Below are 21,226 nucleotides of genomic sequence, written 5' to 3' on the forward strand. Positions count from 1 at the left end.
GCGGCGCGTGGCAGCACGACCGTTGAAAGAAATCATTGAGCCGGGGTGGGCCGACGCCCTCGAACCCGTCGCTGAACGCATCTCCGCCATGGGCGACTTCCTCCGCGCGGAGATCGCCGCGGGACGTACGTATCTGCCCTCCGGGGCCAACGTGCTGCGGGCGTTCCAGCAGCCGTTCGAGGAGGTGCGGGTCCTCGTCGTCGGCCAGGACCCCTACCCGACGCCGGGGCACGCGATCGGGCTGAGCTTCGCCGTGGCACCCGATGTCCGGCCGCTCCCGGGCAGCCTGGAGAACATCTTCAGGGAGCTGCACGCGGACCTCGGTCTGCCGAGGCCGTCCAACGGCGATCTCACGCCGTGGACCAAGCAGGGGGTGCTGCTGCTCAACAGGGCGCTGACCACCGCGCCTCGGCGGCCCGCCGCGCACCGGGGCAAGGGCTGGGAAGAGGTGACCGAGCAGGCGATCAAGGCGCTGGTGGCCCGGGGCACACCGCTGGTGTCGGTGCTGTGGGGACGCGACGCCCGCAATCTCCGCCCGCAGCTGGGCAATTTTCCGGCGATCGAGTCCTCGCACCCCTCCCCCATGTCGGCCGACCGCGGGTTCTTCGGCTCGCGGCCCTTCAGCCGGGTCAACGAACTGCTGGAGCGCCAGGGGGCGCAGCCGGTGGACTGGCGTCTGCCGTGACGGACGCCGCGTCCCCCGCCCCTGGGGCGTACGTCCTCGGGGTCGACTCCGGCGGGTCGGGGCTGCGGGTGGCGCTGGGCGGGGTGGACGCGGACGGGCCGCTGTTCACGACGGTCTGCGCCGAGCCGGTGCGGACGGGGGCCGGGGGGATCGACGCGGCCCATCTGCTGGAACAACTGCTGCCCGCGGTGGCGGAGTTGCTGGAGCGGGCCGGTCTCCGTGGTTCGGGTGGCTCCCCCGGACACATCGCCGCGCTGGCGATCGGGGCGGCCGGAATGGCCACGCTCGGTGGGCGGTTGCGGGCGGAGCTGCCCGGTGCGCTCGCGGAAGCGCTCGGTGTACGGCGGATGGCGCTGGCCGCCGACGCGGTGACGGCGTACGCGGGGGCGGTCGGGCAGCGTCCCGGAGCGGTCGTCGCGGGCGGCACGGGCATGATCGCGCTCGGTACGGATCTCACGGCGTGGCAGCGGGCCGACGGCTGGGGTCACCTTCTGGGTGACAGCGGCGGCGGCGCGTGGATCGGCCGGGCGGGACTCGACGCGGCGATGCGCGCCCACGACGGGCGGCGCGGCGGCTCCCCCGCCCTGCTGGCCCGGCTGCACGCCGTGTTCGGCCCCGCCGAGGAGCTGCCGGGGCTGCTCTATCCACGCTCCGACCGCCCTGCCGTGCTCGCCTCGTTCGCCCCGGAAGTGGCGGCGTGCGCCGGAGCGGACGAGGTCGCGGCGGGCATTCTGCGGGAGGCGGCGGCGCACATCGCCGAGGCGGCCGCGGCCGTCTGTCCTGCGGCCGGGTCCGAGGCCGGTAGCGGCTGCGAAGTGGCCCTGACCGGTGGGCTGTTCCGGATGGGCGAGCCCCTGCTCGGACCGGTCCGCGAGGAGCTGGCGCGGCTGGTCCCGCAGGCCCGTATGACCACCGGTACGGGCGATCCGCTGACCGGCGCACTCCGGATCGCGCGCGCCCTGGCCACGGACGGTCTGCGGCTTCCGTACCACCCGACGATGCTGTTCGTACCGACCGGAGGCGAACGCTCCGCAGGCGGGGCGGCGGAGGTGCGGAACGGGGAGCGGGAACCCGGCGGCGTATCGGCTGACGGGCCGGTGGACAGGCCGACAGACACGGACACTTCACCGGTAGGCCACTCATCGGACATAAGCGGATAGTTAACGCGCGACCGGACCCTCCCCGAACAGAGGGGCATCCAAAACCAGTAGCATGCGGCGCCATGAGCACCCCCACTGGGCCCGCTTCCGGCCTGCCTGTACGAATGCCGCGACCTCGCCAGTCCGGACGGCACCGCCGCCCGGAGCCCGTGGTCGCACCTGAGGGCGCTGCCGCGCTCGTTCTCGCCGTTCCCGGTACCCCCTCCTCGGCCACGCGCAGTCTGGCCGAAGAGGTGATCAGCATCGCCCGTTCCGAGCTGCCCGGCCTCAACGCCCGGATCGGCTACCTCGACGGTGACGACGCCGAGTACCCCGCTCTTGCCACCGTTCTCACCCACTCCGCCGCCGAGCGCGTCCAGCGCTACGAGCAGGCCGTCGCCGTGGGCCGTGAGGCCACCGAGCCCACCGGGCCGGCCGCCATCGTGGTCCCGCTGCTCGCGGGGCCCGACAGCGAGCTGATCCGGCGGATACGGCAGGCCGTGATGGACAGCGGCACGCAGGTGGAGCTGACCGACGTGCTCGGTCCGCACCCGCTGCTCGCCGAGGCCCTGCACGTACGGCTCTCGGAGGCCGGACTGGCCCGGGCCGACCGCGCCAGGCTGTTCACCGTCGCCACCGCCGCCGACGGCATCGTGCTGGTTACGGTGGGCGGCGAGGAGGCCGTGCAGGCCGCCGGGATCACCGGCATGCTGCTGGCCGCCCGGCTCGCCGTGCCGGTGATGGCCGCCGCGCTGGACGTGGAGGGTTCGGTCGCCTCGATCGCGCAGCAGCTCCAGGGCTCCGGCTCCGCACAGCTCGCGCTGGCGCCGTACCTGGTGGGCCCGGAGGTCGACCCCGGCCTGCTGGACGCCGCCGCCAAGGAGGCGGGCTGCGCGACCGCCGAGCCGCTGGGCGCCTACCCGGCGATCGGCAAGCTCGTGCTGTCGCTGTACGCCACGGCGCTGGGCATCACGCCCGCCACCCCGCAGGGCGCCCAGGCGCACTGACCCGGGTTCGCGGAGGCGGCACGGACGCACGGAAGCCCAGGACGTACGAAGGCCGCGGCCCGGGCCGGACGGATCTGCAACGGATCCTCCGGCCCGGGCCACGGCCTTCCGGCTGTCTGTACGGCTTTCCGGCCGTACGTCCCCAGGGTCAGCCGAGGACGACGCAGGAGGCCGCCGGGATCTCGACGGAGCCCGCGTGCTGCGGGATGCCCGTCTCGGCGTCCACGGCGAACCAGCTGACGTTCCCGGAGCGCTCGTTGGCCGCGTACAGCCACTGGCCGCTCGGGTCGAGGGTGAGGTCGCGGGGCCAGCGGCCGCCGCAGCCGACGGTGGCCACCAGGGCGGCCTTCTCGCCGGTCTCGTCCAGGGTCAGGACCGAGATGCTGTCGTGGCCCCGGTTGGCGGTCCACAGGAAGCGCCCGTCGTGCGCGACGACCACCTCGGACGGGTAGGCCCGTACGGAGGCCTCGGCGGACCCGGGCTCGGACTCGGGCAGCACCGGCACCTCCCCCAGGGGCTCCGAACGGCCCGCCTCGGCGTCCCAGCGGCACACGGTGAGGGTCGTGACCAGCTCGTTCAGCACGTAGGCGTAGCGGCCCGAAGGGTGGAAGGCCAGGTGGCGCGGTCCGGTGCCAGGGCGCAGGGGCGTCTCGCCGTGCGGCTCCAGGGCGCCGGTGGCGGGGTCCAGGACGCCGACCCGTACCGAGTCGGTGCCGAGGTCCACGCTGACCACCCAGCGGCCCGAGGGGTCGGGCAGCACCTGGTGGGCGTGCGGGCCCTCCTGGCGTTCGCTGTCGGGGCCGCCGCCCTCGTGCTGGACGACCGAGGAGACCTCGCCGAGCGATCCGTCGGGGAGCACGGGCAGGGCGGTGACGCTGCCCGATCCGTAGTTGGCGGTGACCAGGTGGCCCGCGGCGAGCGCGAGGTGGGTGGGGCCATCGGCGTCGACCGGGCGTACGGGGCCCAGAAGGGCCGGTACATCGCCGCTGACGTCGAAGGCGGCCACGGAGCCCGGGGCGCTCTCGCCGACGGCGTACAGGGCCTCTCCGCCCGGTCCGAGCGCGAGGAAGGAAGGGTCGGGCAGGGCGTCCGAGGAGCCGAGCACGGTCAGCGCTCCGGTGTTCCGGTCGACCTCCGCGACGGTGACGCCCAGGCCGCCCGCCGAGGTGAACGACCCCATGAATGCCCGTCCGGTGCTGCTGCCGCCCATCGCACTACCCCACTTCACCGTCGCCGTGATCTTCCGGCCGACGGTAGCAGGCGCCCCACCTCAGGTCTGGACCAATCTGCGGGACGGCGGGAAAAGGGCGGGCTCAGGCGGCGATCGGGGCCCTCGGCGAGCTGTGCAGGGGTGCGGCGAGGTCGCCCAGCGCGCGCTCCAGGCCGTGCAGGTGGGCCAGGGCGGGGTGGTCCAGAGCGGCGCCGGGCTGCGCGGCCGCGCGTTCGGCTCCCCGCGCCTGCCGGCTCTCCTGGCGCAGCAGCTCTTCCACCGCCTCCTCCACCCGGGAGCAGGCGGCCGAGAGCCGGGCGTCGTGCGATGCGGCCGGGTCGGCGGCGATGGAGGCCAGCCCGCGCACCTCGCGTACGCAGTCGTCCAGCAGGGCCAGGACCTGGCGCGCCCGCGCCTTGCGGGCCTTGAGCGGGCTCAGGGGGTGCACCAGCGGGGCGAGCGAGAGCCGGACCCGGCCGAGCAGCACGTCGAGTTCGGCGACGCGGGGGCCGGGGTCGGCGCTCAGCGAGCCGGCGAGGCGCTCGGCGGCCTCGGCCGTACAGGCGTGGACGCACCGCAGGGCCTTGCGGATCCAGGCGTCGGTGATGGCGTGGGTCGTGACGGGCAGGATCAGCAGCACGGCGAGCACCGCGCCGAGCGCGCCGACGGCGGTCTCGGCGACCCGCAGCCAGAGCAGGGAGGCGTCCAGGACGCCCAGGACCCCGTAGAGCACGCCGACCATGACGGTCACGAAGAACATCATCCAGCTGTACGAGACCGCCGCGGTGTAGAAGATCCCGAAGACGCAGACCGCGACGATGGCGGCGGTCGGCGCCCCGGCGCCCTCCAGCGGGATGGCGACGAAGAAGCCGGCGGCGATACCGATCACGGTCCCCAGGACCCGGCGGAAGCCGCGTACGAGGGTCTCGCCGCGTGAGGTGGTGTTGACGAAGACCCACCAGGTGGCGCCGACGGCCCAGTACCAGCGCTGGTCGGAGAGGACCTGGCCCAGCCCCAGCGCGAAGGCGCCGCCCAGGGTGGCCTGCACCGCCTGCCGGGTGGTGATGCGGGCCAGCCCGCGTCCCTCCGGCGGGGCGGGCACGACCACAGGGGGCAGCCGTCGCTCGTAGCACCAGAAGCCGAAGCGGACGGCGGAGGAGGCGGCGAGGGAGAGCAGGACGGCGGCGTACAGCTCGGGCAGCTGCTGCGGCACGGTGTGCAGGAACTGGGCGGCGAAGAAGGTCATGAACGCGAAGACGCCCAGCGCGTGGCCGCGCGGCCCCCAGCGCCTGGCGTAGACGCCCGCGCCCATGACGGCGAGGAAGCTGAGGTCGCGGGCGACGGGCTGGTCGTGCAGCACGGCGGCGAGGGCGAGGACGGGGAGCCCGGCGGCGGGGAGCAGCGCGGTCGTGACGGCCTGCTGCCGCACGGTGGCGTCGGTGACCGTGAAGAGGGCGAGCAGCGCCGCGAGGCCGCCGGTGATGGCCGCGACGAGCGAGTGCCCGACGAGCCCGCACAGCGCGACCGCGAGCCCGATCCCGATGACGGCCCGGCCGGCGAAGCGCAGCCGCACCCTCCCCGGGTCCGGCGCGACGAACACCCTCTTCAGCACCCTGCTCCCCTTCCACGGCCCCCGTGGGCTCCGCGCGCTCGGCATGAAAAAGGCGCCGCGGAGATCCGCAGCGCCATCGACAGGACCATAAGAGCATCCAGGGGGCCTATGGATCAAACGAGGGCGAAAACCATGGGCCAATGGCACATCCCTCTCCGCACCCGGTGGGCCAGGAGGGGGCCACTGGACCACCCGGGAGGGGCGGGCTCCGCCCGAGGCGCCCGTGAAGCCCTACCCGAGGGCGCCCATGAATGAGGAAGGAGAGGACGGCGACAGGGACCGCGAGCGCCACGGCCTCGGCCGTCCGCAGCGTGCGGCCGGCAAATCGGGTGAGCGCGACCAGGAATAGGAGCGCCCACGCCGCATTCGTGACGAAAAGGACGGTGCGGAGGTTTTCCTCGACCATCCCACCGGCAGTCGATCCGGCCAGGGTGGCGAATAACGTGACACCGAACAGGGCAGCCGGTACGCCCCGGGCGGTCGCCCCGCCGATGATGTTCCAGGAGGCCTTCCAGTCCCGGACCCGGCTCAGTTTGATGGTGAACCGGCCGTGCCGGAAGGAACAGCTCCTGGAGTTCTTGCTGTATTCGGCCTGGACCTTCCTGCCGTCCAGGTCGTACAGCGGACACCCATGAGAGTGACCCGGCTGGGGGTACCGGCGGAGCGCTGCTCGGCGCCGAGCCGGCCGTGGCGGCTGGGGTCGGTGCCGGGCAGGGCGTTGCCGTACTCGTCGTAGGCGTTCACGACGGGGGGGTGCCGTCCACCAGCGGGAGCCAGTTCCCGACCGCACCGCGCAGGTTGGCTAGCTGGAGGACCACGTCCCCGCCGGCGCCGGTGGTGGCGATCAGGTCTCCGGCCCTCCATTTCCTTCACATGTGGGGCACGCGCTGGGCCATCGGTACAGTCGGGACGGCATCGGACGGACCAGAAGGAGGCCGACGGACCATGGCCGTGGACGCTCTCGACACCCGGATCCTGCGGCTGCTGATCGAACAGCCGCGCACCAGCGTGCGGGAGTACGCGCGCATCCTCGGGGTGGCCCGTGGCACCCTCCAGGCGCGGCTGGACCGGCTGGAGCGGGACGGGGTCATCACCGGCACCGGGCCGACCCTCTCCCCCGCGGCCCTCGGCCACCCCGTCCTCGCCTTCGTCCACCTGGAGGTCACCCAGGGGCATCTGGTGGAGGTCGGCGACGCGCTGGCGGCCGTCCCCGAGATCATCGAGGCGTTCTCGACCACCGGCGGCGGGGATCTGCTGACCCGGGTCGTGGCCCGGGACAACGGGCATCTGGAGGATGTGATCCAGCGGCTGATCCAGCTGCCGGGCGTCGTGCGGACGCGGACGGACGTGGCGTTGCGCGAGCGGGTGGCGCACCGGGTGCTGCCGCTGGTCGAATCCCTGGGGCGGGCGGCGGGCGGCCAGGCCGGCTGACCGGCGGGCCGGGTCCGTTGCGGCATGCTGGAGGCCATGACCTCCCGTCCCGGCCCCCATGTCATCTTCGACCTCGACGGCACGCTGGTGGACAGCGAACCGAACTACTACGAGGCGGGGCGCCGGCTGCTCGCCCGGTACGGGGTGCGCGACTTCGGCTGGGAGGACCACACCCGCTTCATCGGGATCGGCACCCGGGAGACCCTCACCGCCCTGCGTGCCGAGTACGGGATCGACGCCCCGGTGGACGAGCTGCTCGCCGGGAAGAACGCGCTGTACCTGGAGCTGGCGGGAGCCTCCACCGAGGTGTTCGGGCAGATGCGGGTCTTCGTGGAGCGCCTGTACGCCGCCGGGGTGCCGATGGCGGTGGCCTCCGGCTCCTCCAGGGCGGCGATCGGGGCGGTGCTCGCGGTCACGGGGCTTGACGCGTACATCCCGCTGTACGTCTCCGCCGAGGAGGTCGCGCACGGGAAGCCGAAGCCGGATGTGTTCCTGGAGACGGCCCGGCGGATGGGGGCGGAGCCGGGCGACTGCGTGGTGCTGGAGGACGCGCCGCCGGGGGCCGCGGCCGCGCACGCTGCGGGGATGCGGTGCGTCGCCGTCCCCTATGTGCCCGCGACCGCCTCCGACCCGGCGTTCAAGGCGGCGGATCTGCTGTTCGCGGAGGGGCAGTCGGCTTTCACCGCGGAGGCCGCGTACAGCTGGCTGCTGGGCGAGGCGGGACCGGGCGGCCGCTCCTGAAACGTGCCGGGCCGTCAGCCGCGCCTCGATGAAGGGCCGTCGGGACACCGGCGGCCCTGCGGACCGATATCCTGATCATGTCGTTCACTCCGCCGTGCAGGGTCCCTCAGGGAACAGGCCGCCGCGCGGTGGACCGGCAGTCGGAGCGGGCCGCGATTCGAGATAGGTGAACAGGTGCTGGTAGCTGGTCGGTACCGGTTGATATCCCCCATCGGCCGGGGCGGCATGGGTGAGGTGTGGCGCGCCGCGGACGAGGTGCTGGGCCGTGCCGTCGCGGTGAAGCTGCTGCTGGGGGACCAGGCGGACGCCTCGTCGACCGCCCGGTTCCGGCTGGAGGCCCAGACCGCCGCCCGGCTGAGCCACCCGCACCTGGTGGCCGTCTTCGACTTCGGGGCCTGGGAGGACCGCTTCTTCCTGGTGATGGAGCTGGTCGAGGGGCAGAGCCTCGGTGATCTGCTGGCCGCCCAGGAGCGGGTCCATCCCGAGCAGGTCGCGCGGATCGCGGGAGAGGCGGCGGCCGGTCTCGCCGCCGCGCACCGCCAGGGCATCGTCCACCGGGACATCAAGCCGGGCAACCTGATGCTGGACACGGACGGTTCGGTGAAGATCGGCGACTTCGGGATCGCCCAGTTCGTCGACGACCCGTCGACGGCGCTGACGACGGCCGGTCACATCGTGGGCACCAGCCTCTATCTGGCGCCCGAGCGGGCTCTGGGACGTACCGCCGACTCCGCTTCCGACATGTACTCGCTGGGCTGTGTCGTCTACCAACTGCTGCTCGGAGAGCCGCCGTTCAAGTCCGACACGGCGACCGCCACGCTGTACCAGCATGTCGACACCCCGCCGGTCCCGCTGCGGCAGCGCGGGGTGGACATCTCGGCCGCGTTCGACTCGTACCTCCTGGGCCTGCTCGCCAAGAAGCCCGAGGAGCGGCCCACGGCGCAGCAGGTCTCCGACTGGTTCCGTACGGATGCCTGGCGCGGCCGCGCGGAGCCCTTGCCGATGCCGAAGCCGGCGTCCCGCCGGGCCGCCCCCTCCCCCGCCCCTTCGCCGTCGGCCCCGACCGCCCCCATGGGCCCTTCGTCGTACCGGCTGCCGCAGCCGACGGGGCGAAGACGCTCCACCACGTCCCGGTCCGCCCCGGCCCGCCGCCGCAGTACGCGGGAGGCGATCCGCCGGCGTCCCAGGGTGGCGAGCGCCATCGCGGGTACGGCGACGTTCCTGGCGGCCGTCTATCTGGGAATGATCCTGTTCTCGCCGGACCCCAGCTCGGCCGACACCCCCGCCCCCGGACCCTCCTCCGGACCGGCCTCGCAGGAGGTCCAGGACGGCGGAGGGCAGCCGGAGGAGCAGGGGCAGCAGCAGGATCAGGAAGAGGACGACGAGCAGGACGACTGAGTCCCGCTCGCCCGGCCGCCGGTCACCAGCGGTCGTGGACCTCCGCGCGGATGGAGCGGTCGTACAGCTCCCGTACGGCGTCCAGCGTGGCCTGCGGCAGCGGGGGAAGCGCGGCGGCCTCCGCGTTCGCGCGGGCCTGTTCCACCGAGCGTGCGCCGGGGATGACGCTGGTGAGGCCCGGCTGCTGGATGATCCAGCGCAGCGCGGTCTGCGCGGGGGTGGCGCCCTCGGGGGCCAGTTCGGCGAACTCGGCGGCGGCGGCGATCCCGGTCGCGTAGTCGATCCCGGAGAACGTCTCGCCCTGGTCGAACGCCTCGCCGTGCCGGTTGTACGTGCGGTGGTCGTCGGGGCCGAAGACGGTGTCCTTGGTGTACTTGCCGGAGAGCAGCCCGGAGGCGAGCGGGACGCGCGCGATGATGCCGACGCCTGCGGCGACGGCCGCCGGAAGGACCTCGTCCAGGGGCTTGAGGCGGAACGGGTTGAGGATGATCTGCACGCTCGCGACGCCGGGGCGGGCGATGGCGGTCAGCGCCTCGGCGCAGGTCTCGACGCTCACCGCGTAGGCGGCGATCCGCTGCTCGTCGACCAGGGTGTCCAGGGCGTCGTAGACGGCGTCGGAGGAGTAGACGCCGGTGGGCGGGCAGTGCAGCTGTACGAGGTCGAGGGTGTCGGTCCCGAGGTTGGCGCGGGAACGGTCGTTCCAGGTACGGAAGTTGTCCAGGACGTAGTTCTCCGGCACCTGATCGGCGCGGCGGCCCATCTTGGTGGCGACGAAGACGTTCGCGTCGGGGCGGTTCTTGAGGTAGCGGCCGATGAGCTGTTCGCTGCGGCCGTCTCCGTACACGTCCGCGGTGTCGAAGAAGGTGACGCCGGAGTCGACGGCCGCGTCGAGGACGTCGAAGGCGTCGCTCTCCTCGACCTCTCCCCAGTCGCCTCCGAGCTGCCAGGTGCCCTGTCCGACGACCGAGACGTCACGGCCGGTCCTGCCGAGTGTGCGCTGTTCCATGAGGATCATGCTATTCCGCTTCTCACGTCGTGAAGATGAAAGGGGTGGGCGGCGGCAGGAGCACCTCTGCCGCCGTCCACCGTTCTGGGGCCGCCCTTCAGGGGGCGGGCCGGGGGTCAGCCCCGGTACTCCGCGAGGACCCTGGTGAAGTCCCACGGCTGCTGGCCGACACCGGAGCAGGTGTCGGCGCCGCCACCGGTGCAGGGGCGGTCGCGGTTGACGGACCAGAAGGTCAGCCGGGCCAGGTGCCGCTGCTGGGCATAGGCGAGGATCGTGCGGAAGTCGGCGACGGTGATGGTCTCGCCGACGTCGGTGGTGCCGTTCATGGAGGAGATGCCGGTGTGCCGGTAGGCCTGGTCGTCGCTGTAGCCGTAGGCGTTCTTGACGGCCGTCTTGAGGCCTTCGGCGGCGCGGACGCTGAGGGTGCCCATGTTCTGGCCGTTGCCGCCGAAGTTGAACGGCATGATCGTCCAGCTGTCGACGGTGAGCCCGGCTTGGGCGGCCCGGTTGATGAGGCTGGTGTCGGGGCCGTTCTGGCCGGTGCCGAAGGTGATGTAGAGCTTGATGCCCGGGTTGTTGGCGCGGATGGTCCGCAGCGCGTCGACCGTGCGCTGCTGGACGGTCGGGGAGTCGTACGCGGCGGCCTCGATGTCGATGTCGATGGCCTTGAGCCCGTACGCGTTGATCACCCTCTGGTAGGCGGCGGCGAGTTCACCGGCGCTGCCGCAGGAGCTCTCCAGCTTGTTGCCGCTCCAGCCGCCGAAGGACGGGATCACGTCACCACCGGCGGCCCGTACGGTGTTGATCGTCTGCTGGTCCACGCCGCCGGTGAGCGGGCGGCCGCCGTCCCACTGGGGGTTGCAGTAGCCGTTGCTGAGGACGAAGGCGAGGGTGAACCACTTGACGCCGGTCGCGTTCATCACGGTCGTCGGGGAGGGCGGGCTGCCCCAGCCGTTGTAGAGGTAGGGCGCGACGGCCATCGGGGGGCCGCCCGGGTCGGGGGTACCACCGCCGGAGGGGGCGGTCCACTTCTGGTTGGCGGCGCCGGTGCAGGTCCACAGCTGGAGGCGGGTGCCGTTGGCGGAGCTGTTGCCGGTGGCGTCGAGGCACTTGTCGGCGGGGACGGAGACGATGTCGCGGGCGGCGGAGATGCCCCACCGCTGGGCGGCGGTGCCGTTGCAGTCCCACAGCTGGACGAGGGTGCCGTTGGCGGTGGCCCCGTCCTTGGCGTCGAGGCACTTGCCCAGTGCCCGGACGGTGCCGTCGGAGCGGACGTCCCACTGCTGGGCGTTCGTACCGTTGCAGTCGTAGAGCTGGACGGCGGTGCCGTTGGCCGAGGAGGCGCCCGCCACATCGACGCACTTGCCGCCGATGCCGGTGATCTGCCCGACGGCGGTGATCTCCACAGCGCTCGCGGGTGCGCCCGGGCTCAGGAACGCGGCCATGGCGATGAGCGACAGGCCCGGCAGGGCGAGCTTGCGGAGCCGCCCGAGGATTCCGGGTCTCGGGCGCGGGGTGTCGGTCATGAGGTCTCCGTCCGTTGGGGGTCGAGCGGGATGGGGCCGGTGCCTGTGCGTGGAGGACCCCGCGCACAGGCACCGGGGCTGCTGGTTCACCGCAGCCGGCGGATCGGGTCCCTCGTCCGTGCGGACCGCCTACGGTCGGCGGCGGTCAGTCGTTGGTGGTCACGCGGACGTAGTCGACGACGAGTTCCGCCGGGAAGGCGGTGGAGCCGTCGGGGTCGCCGGGCCAGTAGCCGCCGACCGCGAGGTTGAGGATGAGGAAGAAGGGCTTGTTGAACACCCACTCCTTGCCGCCCAGGTCGGCGGGGGTGCGCCGCTGGAAGACATTGCCGTCGACGGACCAGGTGATGGAGTCCGGCGCCCAGTCGACGGCGAAGGTGTGGAAGTCGTCGGCGAACGCGGCCCCGTTCGGCAGGGTGTAGCCGGCGCCGATGCCGTCGGCGCCGGAGTAGCCCGGGCCGTGCAGGGTGCCGTGGACGGTGCCGGGTTCGAAGCCGACGTTCTCCATGACGTCGATCTCACCGCTCTGCGGCCAGCCGACGTTGCCGAAGTCGTCGCCCAGCATCCAGAACGCGGGCCACATGCCCTGGCCGCGCGGGACCTTGACCCGGGCCTCGACGTGTCCGTAGGCGGCGGCGAACTTGCCCGCCGTGTTGAGCCGGGCCGAGGTGTACTCGCAGGTGCCGTACCAGCACTGGTAGTTGCCGGGGTTCTCCTTGCGGGCGGTGATCACCAGGTTGCCCTGGCCGTCGAGGGCGGCGTTGTCGTTGCCCCCGGTGTAGAACTGCCGCTCGTGGTTGTTGACGTTGTCGCCGGTCTCCAGCTGCCACTTGGAGCCGTCGACCGCCGCTCCGGCCGGTCCGTCGAAGTTGTCCTCGAAGGAGACGGCCGCCGCGCCGGGGGCTGGCACGGGGCCGGGTGCCGCGGAGGCCCCGCCGGGGAGAGTGGCGAGGAGGGCGGAGCAGCAGAGCAGGGAGGCCGCGTAGAGCGCGGTGCGGCGGCGCCGGGAGTGGGTGGGGACGGCTTTGTGCGGGAGGTGCACGGTCATCACATCGCTTCGTGGGGGGACGTGTAGGGCATGCGCATGACAGATCAACACCGAGAGGTGAACGGTTGGGGCGAACACCTCGGGTGCATATTTCAATTCTTGATTTAAGGGAGTGCCGCAAGAGCCGTCAATAACCTGGTCCAGACCGGAGAGCGAACGGACCATGCCACAGGCATATGCGCCTGAAGGCAACGGGGCCCGCCGTGCGGTTCCCTCCGGACAGCGGCAGAGTGGAGATATATCGACCCGGCGACGCGGCCGAGCTGCACCGGACAGTGAGGCGGGACCGGGCGGTGCGGGCGGAGGGAGCACAGCATGCGGAACGACGGCGTACCGCGGCCCTCTTTCGTCGTGCAGATCCATGACGCGCGGCGCATGCACTTCGACTTCCGCCTGGAGGTCGACGGCGTACTCAAGTCCTGGGCGGTCCCCCGAGGCCCCTCGGAGAACCCCAGCGACCGGCGCCTCGCCGTGGAGACGGAGGACCACCCGCTGGAGTACCGCGAGTTCGAAGGGGTCATCCCGCGGGGCGAGTCCGGCAGCGGCACGGTCATCGTCTGGGACCAGGGCACCTACGAACCGCTCGGCCACGACAGGGAGGGCGACGCCGTCCCCTTCGCGGAGTCGCTGGCGCTCGGCCATGCCACGTTCCGGCTCCACGGCTCCAAGCTGCACGGCGAGTTCGCGCTCACCCGCTTCCGGGTGGGCGACGAGCCGGAGAGCGGCGGCCAGGAGGCATGGCTGCTGATCAAGGCCAACGACCGCCTCGCCGTACGCGACCGGCCCGGCTCACCCGACCCGTACCACGCCCGCTCAGCTCGTACGGGACGGACCCTGCACCAGGTCGCTGTGGCGGCGGCGCGGGGGGACGGGGGCTGAGGGAGGGCTGGGTCGCGGGCGCTCAGCTACGTGCTCGCGTCGGATTCCGCCAGCCGGGCGAGAAGATCCGTGTAGCGCGATCGCCGGTCGGGCCGGGCGTGCGCCGCCGCCCTGCGCAGCGCGGGGACCGCCGCCGCGCCGAATCCGGTGACCGCTTCGCGCGCGGCGCTGCGGACGGCAGCTCCGGGTGGCCGAGGAGGCTGATCAGCTCCGGCAGGGCGGGCTTCCACGCCAGCCGTCCGAGTGTCCGCACCGCCATGCGCACCACCTCCGGAAGCGGCTCGGAGAGCAGGACCGCCGTCGACCGGGCATGGGCGTCCCGGTCGAAGAGGGCGCGCGAGACCCGGTGGGCGTGCAGGCGCACCCCGGCGCGCGGGTGGCGCAGCAGCTCCGCGATCACCGCCCGCAGCGCCGGGTCCGGCTCGCTGCCAGGCGTCGGCGTGTGCTCCTCCACGAGACGGCCGAGGGCACGGCGGATCTCTTCGGGCGTCCCCGTGCGGGCCCGGTCGGGGAGTTCCGGCAGGGCCGGGCGGTGGACCCGGGCCGCCGGGGCGTTCGGGGCGGGGGCGCGCAGGGTGTCGAGGGCGGCGGCATCCTCTGCGTGGCCGTCCGGCCCACGCAGGGGGCCCGCCACGAGGACGAGGCGGTCGGCCAGGGCCGCGCGGCCCTCGTCGCGCAACCTCCCTCGTACGCGGTCCAGTTCGGGCGTACGCAGCAGGGGGCGGTCCGGACGGCCTGGGCGGACCGAGGCGGTACGGACGGCATGGGCGGACCGAGGCGGTACGGGCGGTCCGGACGGTCCGGGGCCTGGTTCCGCCCTGGCCGTCGAGACCCGAAGTCCGGTTCGGCCTCGGCCTGTCGAGGCCGGGGCCTGGTTCCGCTCCGGCCGTCGAGGCCCCCGAGCCTGGTTCGGTCACAGACCGTCAAGGCCCAGCCCCAGCCCCAGCCCCAGCCCCAGCGCCGTCCGTCGCACGCCGAGGCCTGGTTCCGTCGCAGCCCCTCCTGGTCGATGATGTCGGTTGCCCGGGGCCATCACCCCGGGCACAGCACCAGCCGCCGTCCGTGGAAGGGGTTCTGATGCGGGAGAAGGCGTTGTGATGCGGGAAACGGCATCGGATCCGGCACCGGCCGACGGGCGTGCGGGTGAGGACGCCCAGGTGGTCGTGGTGGGGGCGGGGCCGGCCGGTTCGTCGGCCGCGTACCACCTGGCCCGGGCCGGTGTGGACGTGATCCTGCTGGAAAAGGCCCGCTTCCCCCGGGAGAAGGTGTGCGGAGACGGCCTCACCCCGCGCGCGGTGCACCAGCTGATCCGGATGGGCGTCGACATCTCCGCGCCGGGCTGGACGCGTTCGCGCGGGATGCGCTGGGTGGCCGGGGAGCACCGGGTGCACATCGACTGGCCCGCGCTGGGCCGGTACCCGGACTTCGGGCTCTCCCGCAGCCGCCACGACTTCGACGACATCCTGGCGCACCACGCCGTGGCGGCCGGGGCCCGGCTGTACAGCGGCTGGAAGGCGGAGCGGCCGCTGACGGACCGGGCGGGCCGGGTCACGGGGGTCGCCGCGGTATCCGACTCCCCGGACGTGCCGGGGCCCGTCGACTTCCGCGCCCCGGTCGTGATCGCCGCCGACGGGGCCTCCGCCCGGCTCGCCCTGACGCTGGGGCTGGAGCGGGACCCCCGGCGGCAGATCGCCACGGCGGCCCGCCGCTACTACCGCAGCCCGGAGCGCTCGCGGGAGGAGTACCTGGAGCTCTGGGCCGACCTCCGGTTCCCCGACAAGGGACCGTACCTCCCCGGGTACGGCTGGATCTTCCCGATGGGCGACGGGCGGGTCAACGTAGGCCTCGGGGCGCTCCCCCACCGCCGGCACGGCAAGGCGGACCTGCGGGCCACCCTGGACCAGTGGCTGGCCCGGACGCCGGAGGAGTGGGGGCTGCGCGAGGAGAACGCCGAGGGCCCGGTCCGCAGCGCCGCGCTACCGCTCGGCTTCAACCGCCATCCGCTGTACGCGCGCGGACTCCTGCTGGTCGGCGACTCCGGCGGCATGGTCAGCCCCTGGAACGGCGAGGGCATCGGCCAGGCCCTGGAGGCGGGCGAGGTAGCCGCCGAGACCGCGGCGCTCGCCCTGGCCCACCCGGAGGGCCCACGGCGCGAACAGGTGCTGCGCGGCTACCCGGTGGAGATGAACCGCCGCTGGGGCCGCTACTACCGCCTGGGCAACGCGGCGGCCGACGTGGTCTTCAGCCGCTCGGGGTTCCAGCCCGTGCTCAACCGGTACGTCATGAACTCGCCGTTCCTCCTCAACACCCTGGCCCGCCTGCTCACCGACCTCACGGACAAGCCCTCGCGCGATGTGATCGACCACGTCCTCAACACCGCGTTCCGCATCGTCCCGGCGCCGAGGCCGGGACACGCCCGGAGGCGGTGAGGGCGCACAGCCGTGCGGCATCGATCTGCTGGCCGGGGGCGCAGACACCGTTGTGCGGCTGCGGCGAATGCCTCCCTGGCGTCCTCCAACACATCGGGCGGCGCCTGCCTGCGCAGCCCGTCAGCGATCTCCCGGACGCCACCGTGCGGGTGCTCCCCGGGGGTTGAGCCGGGTCCGGCGGTCGTGGCGGTGCCGGTGCCCGGCGTGGCCGGATTTCGGAGGGTGCGCGGGCCTTCGGGAACTCCCCTGCCGTCCCAGGCAGTTGTGCTGGCGGTCCCGACCGGGACCGGCCGCCGTCATGGCGGAGGAGCAGAGCTCTCAGGAGGCAGCAGTGGCCCAGATCGACCTGGACAAGGTCCTCGACAAGGCTTACGCGGACAAGGACCTGACCACCATCCTCGCGGCTCCCGTCTCGGCGTTGAAGGGGGTCTCGGACCGCGACGGCGAGTTGCTCCAGGAGGCGTTCAACGTCAAGACGGTGGCAGATCTGGCCAACTTGAAGTACGCCCGCTGGGCCCAGGCACTGGCCGCGCTGGACACCTCGTCCTGACCTGACGGGCCCGGCCCGCCGGAGCGATCCGGCGGGCCGGGCACCTGGTGGGTGTCACAGCGGCGTCGTCGCCGCCTCCAGCACGAGGAAGAGTGCGACGGCCGCGTTGAGTGCGGAGAGCGCGGAGACGGTCGTCCCGGCGGCGGCGACGAGCGCGGCGGCACCGGCCGGGGTGAGCGCGGGCGGCCAGCCCCGGTCCGGTGGGACCGGGCCCAGCAGGGCGGCCACCCGGCGGGGCACCGGACCCGCGGCCGCGAAGTGGGCCACAGCGGCGGCCCGGGGGGCCGGGCCGGAGATGAGCGCCGCCTTGCCGACCGCGCGGGCCGTCAGCCGGCGGTCGCCGGTGGCCCGGGCCGCCTCCTCGTCCGCCCAGCGCTCGGTGGAGTAGACGAGGGCCGCCTGTAGGGGCCGCAGCAGCGGGTTGACGCACCCGGCCAGCCGGGTCGCGAGCAGCAGCCGGTGGTGGCGGCCGTCCAGGTGGGCCCGTTCGTGGGCGAGCAGCGCGCGGCGCTCCGCCGGGTCCAGGGCGGCGAGCATGGCGGTGGAGACCATGACCCGGCCCGGTGAGCCGGGCAGCGCATAGGCGTACGGCACCTCGTCGGGCAGGACGGCGAGGTCGCCGCCGCCCGGCAGACCGGCGAGCGTGCGGTGGGCGCGGGCGCGGAAGCGGTAGTGGCGGTGGACGGTGAAGCCGCAGGCCGTCGTGACGGCGACGAGCGCCAGGATGGACGCCTTGCCCGCGAAGGCGTCGTGCGGGACGGCGTCCCGTACCTCTTCGTCGGACCAGCCGTCGGGCAGCGGGTTGCCGGGCAGCTGCGCGGTGCCGACCACCACCAGCAGGGCGAGACAGACCAGGCTGCACGAGGCGAGGATCACGGCGACGGTGGTCAGCAGGCGTGCGGCTCTCCGTGGGTGCAGGTGCTGCTCGGCCAGCCGCGCGATCGGCAGCGCGGTCAGGGGCAGGACCAGCGGCAGATACACGAAGACGCCCATCGTCAGTCCTCCGGCCGGTCCGTCGGCGCCGCGCCGGGGCCGACGGGGCGACTCCCGGGGCCGCCGTGGTCGCTCCCCGAGCCGCCCTGGTCGCCCCCGAGGCCGCCGTGATCGCTCCCGGGGCCGCTCTCCGCGAGCAGCGAGCGCAGCAGCTCCTCGTCGTCCGCCGAGAGGACGGAGACGAAGCTGGAGAGCACCGCGTCCCGGTCGCTCTGCTTGTCGAGGAGGCGGCGCATGCGCAGCGCGGCGAGGCCGGCCTCGTTGGCCACGGGCTGCCACAGGACGGGGCGCCCCGGCCCGGTCCGGGTGACGGCCTGCTTGGCGTGCAGGCGGGTGAGGATGGTGATGACGGTGCTGTACGAGAGGCCGCTGCCGAGCCGTTGCAGCACCCAGGCGGCGGTCACCGGTTCGGTCGCCTCGCCCAGCACGGACAGCACCTGGGCCTCCAGCTCGCCCTGGCCCCGCCTGCGGGCGGGCGTTTCCCGTTCGCCACCGGTCCCTTCGGCGTCCACCGTCCGGCCCCCCTCTCGCTCTGCTTCCTCCGCCGCCAGATCCCTGCCGTTCATCTGCCGCGCGCCGGGAAATCGTATCCAGCCGCCGGACCTCCGGTGACGTCTGGCCGCTTCCCACCTGGCCCGGAAAATCTACAGTGTTGTAGATTTTGTGGTGTAGCCGCAGAGTGTCCGCACCGTCACCCGTGGGGGTGGGGCAGCACCTGCGCACCCGTCACCACACAAGGGAGTAACACCATGGGCGTGAGCCTGGCCAAGGGCGGAAATGTCTCGCTGACCAAGGAGGCCCCGGGGCTGTCCGCGATCCTCGTCGGCCTCGGCTGGGACGTCCGCACGACCACCGGCACCGATTACGACCTCGACGCGAGCGCGCTGCTCTGCGACGAGTCGGGCAAGGTCCTCTCCAACGAGCACTTCGTCTTCTACAACAACCTCAAGAGCCCGGACGGTTCGGTCGAGCACACCGGCGACAACCTCACCGGTGAGGGCGAGGGGGACGACGAGATCGTCAAGGTCGACCTCTCCGCGGTGCCGGGTACGGTCGCCAAGATCGTGTTCCCCGTCTCGATCCATGAGGCGGAAGGGCGCGGCCAGAGCTTCGGCCAGGTCCGCAACGCCTACATCCGCGTGGTGAACCAGGCGGGCGGCGCGGAGATCGCCCGCTACGACCTCAGCGAGGACGCCTCCACCGAGACGGCGATGGTCTTCGGCGAGCTGTACCGGCACGGCGCCGAGTGGAAGTTCCGTGCGGTGGGGCAGGGTTACGCCTCCGGGCTGAGCGGCATCGTCGCGGACTTCGGCGTGGGTCTCTGACCTCGCTCCACCGGTCCGGACGCACCACCCCACCGAAACCAGCGAAGGCGGAAGCATGACGATCAACCTCTCCAAGGGCCAGCAGGTCAGCCTCACCAAGTCCGGCGGCGGCGAACTCGGCGTCGTCCGGATGGGGCTGGGCTGGAAGTCCGCGCCCCGCAAGGGCTTCCTGGCCCGGCTGACCGCCCGTGACATCGACCTGGACGCCTCGGCCGTGCTCTTCGCGGGCAAGGACCCCCAGGACGTCGTCTTCTTCCAGCACCTCACCAGCGACGACGGCTCGGTCCAGCACACCGGTGACAACCGGGTCGGCGGTGCGGGCGAGGGCGGTGACGACGAGTCCATCGTCGTCGACCTGCACCGCGTGCCGGTCCACGTCGACCAGATCATCTTCACGGTCAACTCGTTCACCGGCCAGACCTTCGATGAGGTCGAGGCCGCGTTCTGCCGGCTGGTCGACGAGAGCACCGGCCAGGAGCTGGCGCGGTACACCCTGACCGGCGGCGGGCGGCACACCGCGCAGATCATGGCCAAGGTCCAGCGGGCCGGCTCGGGGTGGCAGATGACCGCCATCGGCGCCGCGGCCGACGGGCGTACGTTCCAGGACCTGATGCCCGCCGTCGCGCAGCACCTGTAGCCACAGCGCCGCAATCGCGGCTCGGGGGCCGCAGGAACCCCACGGGGCCTGCGGCCGCCCCACAGCGACACATCGATCGAGGGACGGTATGGGCAGGCTTTCCCCATTGGGGGACCTCGGGGACGAGGACAGATCCGACTACGCGCAGGTGGTCGACGAGGTGCTCGCCTCGGCGGAGATCCAGCGGCTGCTGGAGGAAACCGGCGCCGGCGGCGGCCAGTTGCGGATCCGGGCCCTGGCCTCGGTGGCGCGTACGGCTCCGGCCGCCGCGGCGGAGTACCGGGCGTACGCGGCCCTGCGGCGCGAGCTGCACGCCCGGCACCGCGACAGCGGCCCCTCCTCCCTGTCGGGGCCGGGGAGCCAGGAGCGGGCGGGCGCCGGGGTGCTGGCGGTCCTCGGGGTGCTGACCCCGATCCTGGCCGGCGTCGCCGCCGCGACCTTCCTCCTGCTGGGGTACGGGCTCCGCCTCACCCGCAGTCTGGGGGCCCTGGCCGACACCCTGGTCCGGGTCGGCTGGATCAGCCTCGCCATCGCGGCGGCCACCTCCCTGATCAGCATCGTCGCCCTCTACCGCGCCGCCGCACTCCAGTCGGTGCCCACCTCGCCGCCCGGGGTGGACCGTTCGGCCGACCTGGACCGGGCCCGGGAGGCCTGGCGGACCGCCCTGCGCGACAGGGCGGTCCGCCCGTTCCTGCTCCAGGAACTCACACAGGCGGCCCCGGGCGGGGCACCCGGCCACGGCTCGCGCTTCACCCCGCCCGCCTACGCGGGCCCCGACTTCACCAGCCCGGGCTTCTCGGGCCCCGGCCACGGCACTCCTGACACCGGGTCACCGCACCTGCCCGACACCCGGCGCTGACGCACGCGAGCGGCGGCGGGCCGCCTCGACGAGGGCGGTCATGACGCGGGGGTCGTCGCCCATCTCCGGGTGCCACTGGACCCCGAGCACCAGGCTCTCGCGGTCGGGGAGTTCCAGGGCCTCGACCGTACCGTCGGGGGCGTGGGCGGAGGCGATCAGGCCTTCGCCCAGGCGGTCGACGGCCTGGTGGTGGTAGGCGGGCACCGTGGTCTGTTCCGGGACGGCCGCCGCGTACGCCGTGCCGGGTACGGGGTCGACCGGGTGGCCGCCGAAGACGGCGTGGCCGCCGGTGTGGCCGTCCAGGTGCTGGTGCAGGGTGCCGCCGAGGGCGACGTTCAGCAGCTGCATGCCCCGGCAGATGCCCAGCAGCGGTACGTCCTGGTCGATCGCCGCCTCGATCAGGGCGAGCTCCCAGGCGTCCCGCTCGCGGGCCGGAGGCCCCGTACGGGGGTCGGGGGTGGCTCCGTAGCGCGTGGGCTCCACGTCCGCTCCCCCGGCGATCACCACTCCGTCCAGGGCCGCCACCGTCTCCCGGGCCGCGTCCGCGGCCTCGTCCGGCGGCAGCAGCACCGCCAGTCCGCCCGCCGCCCGGACCAGGCGGGGGTAGGCGGCGGGCAGGAGCACCGCGGGCATCTCCCAGACGCCCCAGCGGGCGGGGTCCTGGTAGGTGCTGATGCCGATGACGGGCCGGGACATGGACGGCTCCTTCAACTGCTGTCTCGTGAGGGATCGACGACGGTGCGACGGACGTGGC

At 73.3% G+C, this 21,226-nt stretch carries 21 protein-coding genes; 12 read left to right on the forward strand and 9 right to left on the reverse strand.

Annotated elements, in window-relative coordinates; genetic code table 11:
- Positions 1-7: 7 nt before the first annotated feature.
- The 3 genes from GTY67_RS02010 to GTY67_RS02020 all read left to right on the forward strand — a co-directional run bounded on the left by GTY67_RS02010 (position 8) and on the right by GTY67_RS02020 (position 2,831).
- A complete protein-coding gene (locus GTY67_RS02010) occupies positions 8-685 on the forward strand; it encodes a uracil-DNA glycosylase (RefSeq protein ID WP_093693674.1) in 678 nt (225 codons plus the stop codon).
- Positions 682-1,845, forward strand: a complete 1,164-nt coding sequence (locus tag GTY67_RS02015; protein WP_161277562.1) for a BadF/BadG/BcrA/BcrD ATPase family protein — start codon at positions 682-684, stop codon at positions 1,843-1,845. Before GTY67_RS02010 ends, GTY67_RS02015 begins: the two co-directional genes overlap by 4 nt.
- Positions 1,846-1,907: 62 nt before the next feature.
- The gene (locus GTY67_RS02020; protein WP_093693676.1) at positions 1,908-2,831 is read left to right on the forward strand and encodes a hypothetical protein; all 924 of its coding nucleotides are present in this window, start codon (positions 1,908-1,910) and stop codon (positions 2,829-2,831) included.
- A gap of 148 nt (positions 2,832-2,979) precedes the next feature.
- Here the strand turns inward: GTY67_RS02020 and GTY67_RS02025 are convergent, their stop codons facing one another.
- The gene (locus tag GTY67_RS02025; protein WP_161277563.1) at positions 2,980-4,041 is read right to left on the reverse strand and encodes a lactonase family protein; all 1,062 of its coding nucleotides are present in this window, start codon (positions 4,039-4,041) and stop codon (positions 2,980-2,982) included.
- A 103-nt stretch (positions 4,042-4,144) separates the two neighbouring features.
- Positions 4,145-5,653 (reverse strand): FUSC family protein, encoded by a 1,509-nt coding sequence (locus GTY67_RS02030; protein ID WP_161277564.1) that lies wholly within the window; start codon positions 5,651-5,653, stop codon positions 4,145-4,147.
- 945 nt (positions 5,654-6,598) lie between these two features.
- Between GTY67_RS02030 and GTY67_RS02035 the strand changes: the two genes are divergently transcribed.
- The 3 genes from GTY67_RS02035 (at position 6,599) to GTY67_RS02045 (ending at position 9,223) form a co-directional block, all read left to right on the forward strand.
- Positions 6,599-7,084, forward strand: coding sequence for an Lrp/AsnC family transcriptional regulator (locus GTY67_RS02035; protein ID WP_161277565.1), 486 nt, complete (start codon positions 6,599-6,601; stop codon positions 7,082-7,084).
- A gap of 24 nt (positions 7,085-7,108) precedes the next feature.
- Positions 7,109-7,825, forward strand: a complete 717-nt coding sequence (locus tag GTY67_RS02040) for an HAD family phosphatase (protein WP_161277566.1) — start codon at positions 7,109-7,111, stop codon at positions 7,823-7,825.
- 225 nt (positions 7,826-8,050) lie between these two features.
- Positions 8,051-9,223, forward strand: a complete 1,173-nt coding sequence (locus GTY67_RS02045; RefSeq protein ID WP_202461613.1) for a serine/threonine-protein kinase — start codon at positions 8,051-8,053, stop codon at positions 9,221-9,223.
- A 22-nt stretch (positions 9,224-9,245) separates the two neighbouring features.
- Here the strand turns inward: GTY67_RS02045 and GTY67_RS02050 are convergent, their stop codons facing one another.
- From GTY67_RS02050 to GTY67_RS02060, 3 genes are all read right to left on the reverse strand, one after another.
- Positions 9,246-10,238 (reverse strand): aldo/keto reductase, encoded by a 993-nt coding sequence (locus tag GTY67_RS02050; RefSeq protein WP_161277568.1) that lies wholly within the window; start codon positions 10,236-10,238, stop codon positions 9,246-9,248.
- 107 nt (positions 10,239-10,345) lie between these two features.
- Positions 10,346-11,755 (reverse strand): chitinase, encoded by a 1,410-nt coding sequence (locus tag GTY67_RS02055; RefSeq protein WP_161277569.1) that lies wholly within the window; start codon positions 11,753-11,755, stop codon positions 10,346-10,348.
- A gap of 145 nt (positions 11,756-11,900) precedes the next feature.
- Positions 11,901-12,800 carry a glycoside hydrolase family 16 protein gene (locus GTY67_RS02060; RefSeq protein ID WP_161277570.1) on the reverse strand — a complete coding sequence of 300 codons (900 nt, stop codon included), beginning with the start codon at positions 12,798-12,800 and terminating at the stop codon, positions 11,901-11,903.
- 315 nt (positions 12,801-13,115) lie between these two features.
- Between GTY67_RS02060 and GTY67_RS02065 the strand changes: the two genes are divergently transcribed.
- Positions 13,116-13,679 (forward strand): DNA polymerase ligase N-terminal domain-containing protein, encoded by a 564-nt coding sequence (locus GTY67_RS02065; RefSeq protein ID WP_161277571.1) that lies wholly within the window; start codon positions 13,116-13,118, stop codon positions 13,677-13,679.
- A gap of 22 nt (positions 13,680-13,701) precedes the next feature.
- Here the strand turns inward: GTY67_RS02065 and GTY67_RS02070 are convergent, their stop codons facing one another.
- A complete protein-coding gene (locus tag GTY67_RS02070; RefSeq protein ID WP_202461288.1) occupies positions 13,702-14,358 on the reverse strand; it encodes a hypothetical protein in 657 nt (218 codons plus the stop codon).
- Between the two features lie 418 nt (positions 14,359-14,776).
- On the opposite strand from GTY67_RS02070, the gene GTY67_RS02075 reads away from it, so the two are divergent.
- Both GTY67_RS02075 and GTY67_RS02080 read left to right on the forward strand, forming a co-directional pair.
- Positions 14,777-16,108, forward strand: a complete 1,332-nt coding sequence (locus GTY67_RS02075) for a geranylgeranyl reductase family protein (protein WP_161277572.1) — start codon at positions 14,777-14,779, stop codon at positions 16,106-16,108.
- A 331-nt stretch (positions 16,109-16,439) separates the two neighbouring features.
- Positions 16,440-16,658: a hypothetical protein gene (locus GTY67_RS02080; protein WP_093693688.1), complete on the forward strand. Its 219-nt coding sequence runs from the start codon at positions 16,440-16,442 to the stop codon at positions 16,656-16,658.
- 54 nt (positions 16,659-16,712) lie between these two features.
- Here the strand turns inward: GTY67_RS02080 and GTY67_RS02085 are convergent, their stop codons facing one another.
- Positions 16,713-17,651 (reverse strand): M56 family metallopeptidase, encoded by a 939-nt coding sequence (locus GTY67_RS02085; RefSeq protein WP_093693689.1) that lies wholly within the window; start codon positions 17,649-17,651, stop codon positions 16,713-16,715.
- 2 nt (positions 17,652-17,653) lie between these two features.
- Positions 17,654-18,163 carry a BlaI/MecI/CopY family transcriptional regulator gene (locus tag GTY67_RS02090; protein ID WP_093693690.1) on the reverse strand — a complete coding sequence of 170 codons (510 nt, stop codon included), beginning with the start codon at positions 18,161-18,163 and terminating at the stop codon, positions 17,654-17,656.
- 237 nt (positions 18,164-18,400) lie between these two features.
- Between GTY67_RS02090 and GTY67_RS02095 the strand changes: the two genes are divergently transcribed.
- The 3 genes from GTY67_RS02095 (at position 18,401) to GTY67_RS02105 (ending at position 20,472) form a co-directional block, all read left to right on the forward strand.
- Positions 18,401-18,976, forward strand: coding sequence for a TerD family protein (locus GTY67_RS02095; RefSeq protein WP_093693691.1), 576 nt, complete (start codon positions 18,401-18,403; stop codon positions 18,974-18,976).
- A 55-nt stretch (positions 18,977-19,031) separates the two neighbouring features.
- A complete protein-coding gene (locus GTY67_RS02100; protein WP_161277573.1) occupies positions 19,032-19,613 on the forward strand; it encodes a TerD family protein in 582 nt (193 codons plus the stop codon).
- A gap of 88 nt (positions 19,614-19,701) precedes the next feature.
- Positions 19,702-20,472, forward strand: coding sequence for a hypothetical protein (locus GTY67_RS02105; protein ID WP_161277574.1), 771 nt, complete (start codon positions 19,702-19,704; stop codon positions 20,470-20,472).
- Here GTY67_RS02105 and GTY67_RS02110 read toward each other — a convergent pair.
- Positions 20,443-21,168, reverse strand: a complete 726-nt coding sequence (locus tag GTY67_RS02110) for a gamma-glutamyl-gamma-aminobutyrate hydrolase family protein (RefSeq protein ID WP_161277575.1) — start codon at positions 21,166-21,168, stop codon at positions 20,443-20,445. The genes GTY67_RS02105 and GTY67_RS02110 overlap by 30 nt on opposite strands.
- Positions 21,169-21,226: the final 58 nt, after the last annotated feature.

This window comes from Streptomyces sp. SID8374, assembly GCF_009865135.1.
In the GTDB taxonomy this organism is placed as follows: domain Bacteria; phylum Actinomycetota; class Actinomycetes; order Streptomycetales; family Streptomycetaceae; genus Streptomyces.

What these genes read in the sequence shown, in the direction of transcription:
- GTY67_RS02110 (WP_161277575.1), bottom strand. Translation starts at nt 21,168, where the DNA reads ATGTCCCGGCCCGTCATCGGCATCAGCACCTACCAGGACCCCGCCCGC.
- GTY67_RS02035 (WP_161277565.1), top strand. Translation starts at nt 6,599, where the DNA reads ATGGCCGTGGACGCTCTCGACACCCGGATCCTGCGGCTGCTGATCGAA.
- GTY67_RS02105 (WP_161277574.1), top strand. Translation starts at nt 19,702, where the DNA reads ATGGGCAGGCTTTCCCCATTGGGGGACCTCGGGGACGAGGACAGATCC.
- GTY67_RS02055 (WP_161277569.1), bottom strand. Translation starts at nt 11,755, where the DNA reads ATGACCGACACCCCGCGCCCGAGACCCGGAATCCTCGGGCGGCTCCGC.
- GTY67_RS02085 (WP_093693689.1), bottom strand. Translation starts at nt 17,651, where the DNA reads ATGGGCGTCTTCGTGTATCTGCCGCTGGTCCTGCCCCTGACCGCGCTG.
- GTY67_RS02050 (WP_161277568.1), bottom strand. Translation starts at nt 10,238, where the DNA reads ATGATCCTCATGGAACAGCGCACACTCGGCAGGACCGGCCGTGACGTC.
- GTY67_RS02100 (WP_161277573.1), top strand. Translation starts at nt 19,032, where the DNA reads ATGACGATCAACCTCTCCAAGGGCCAGCAGGTCAGCCTCACCAAGTCC.
- GTY67_RS02045 (WP_202461613.1), top strand. Translation starts at nt 8,051, where the DNA reads ATGGGTGAGGTGTGGCGCGCCGCGGACGAGGTGCTGGGCCGTGCCGTC.
- GTY67_RS02075 (WP_161277572.1), top strand. Translation starts at nt 14,777, where the DNA reads ATGCGGGAAACGGCATCGGATCCGGCACCGGCCGACGGGCGTGCGGGT.
- GTY67_RS02095 (WP_093693691.1), top strand. Translation starts at nt 18,401, where the DNA reads ATGGGCGTGAGCCTGGCCAAGGGCGGAAATGTCTCGCTGACCAAGGAG.
- GTY67_RS02040 (WP_161277566.1), top strand. Translation starts at nt 7,109, where the DNA reads ATGCTGGAGGCCATGACCTCCCGTCCCGGCCCCCATGTCATCTTCGAC.
- GTY67_RS02020 (WP_093693676.1), top strand. Translation starts at nt 1,908, where the DNA reads ATGAGCACCCCCACTGGGCCCGCTTCCGGCCTGCCTGTACGAATGCCG.
- GTY67_RS02060 (WP_161277570.1), bottom strand. Translation starts at nt 12,800, where the DNA reads ATGACCGTGCACCTCCCGCACAAAGCCGTCCCCACCCACTCCCGGCGC.
- GTY67_RS02065 (WP_161277571.1), top strand. Translation starts at nt 13,116, where the DNA reads ATGCGGAACGACGGCGTACCGCGGCCCTCTTTCGTCGTGCAGATCCAT.
- GTY67_RS02025 (WP_161277563.1), bottom strand. Translation starts at nt 4,041, where the DNA reads ATGGGCGGCAGCAGCACCGGACGGGCATTCATGGGGTCGTTCACCTCG.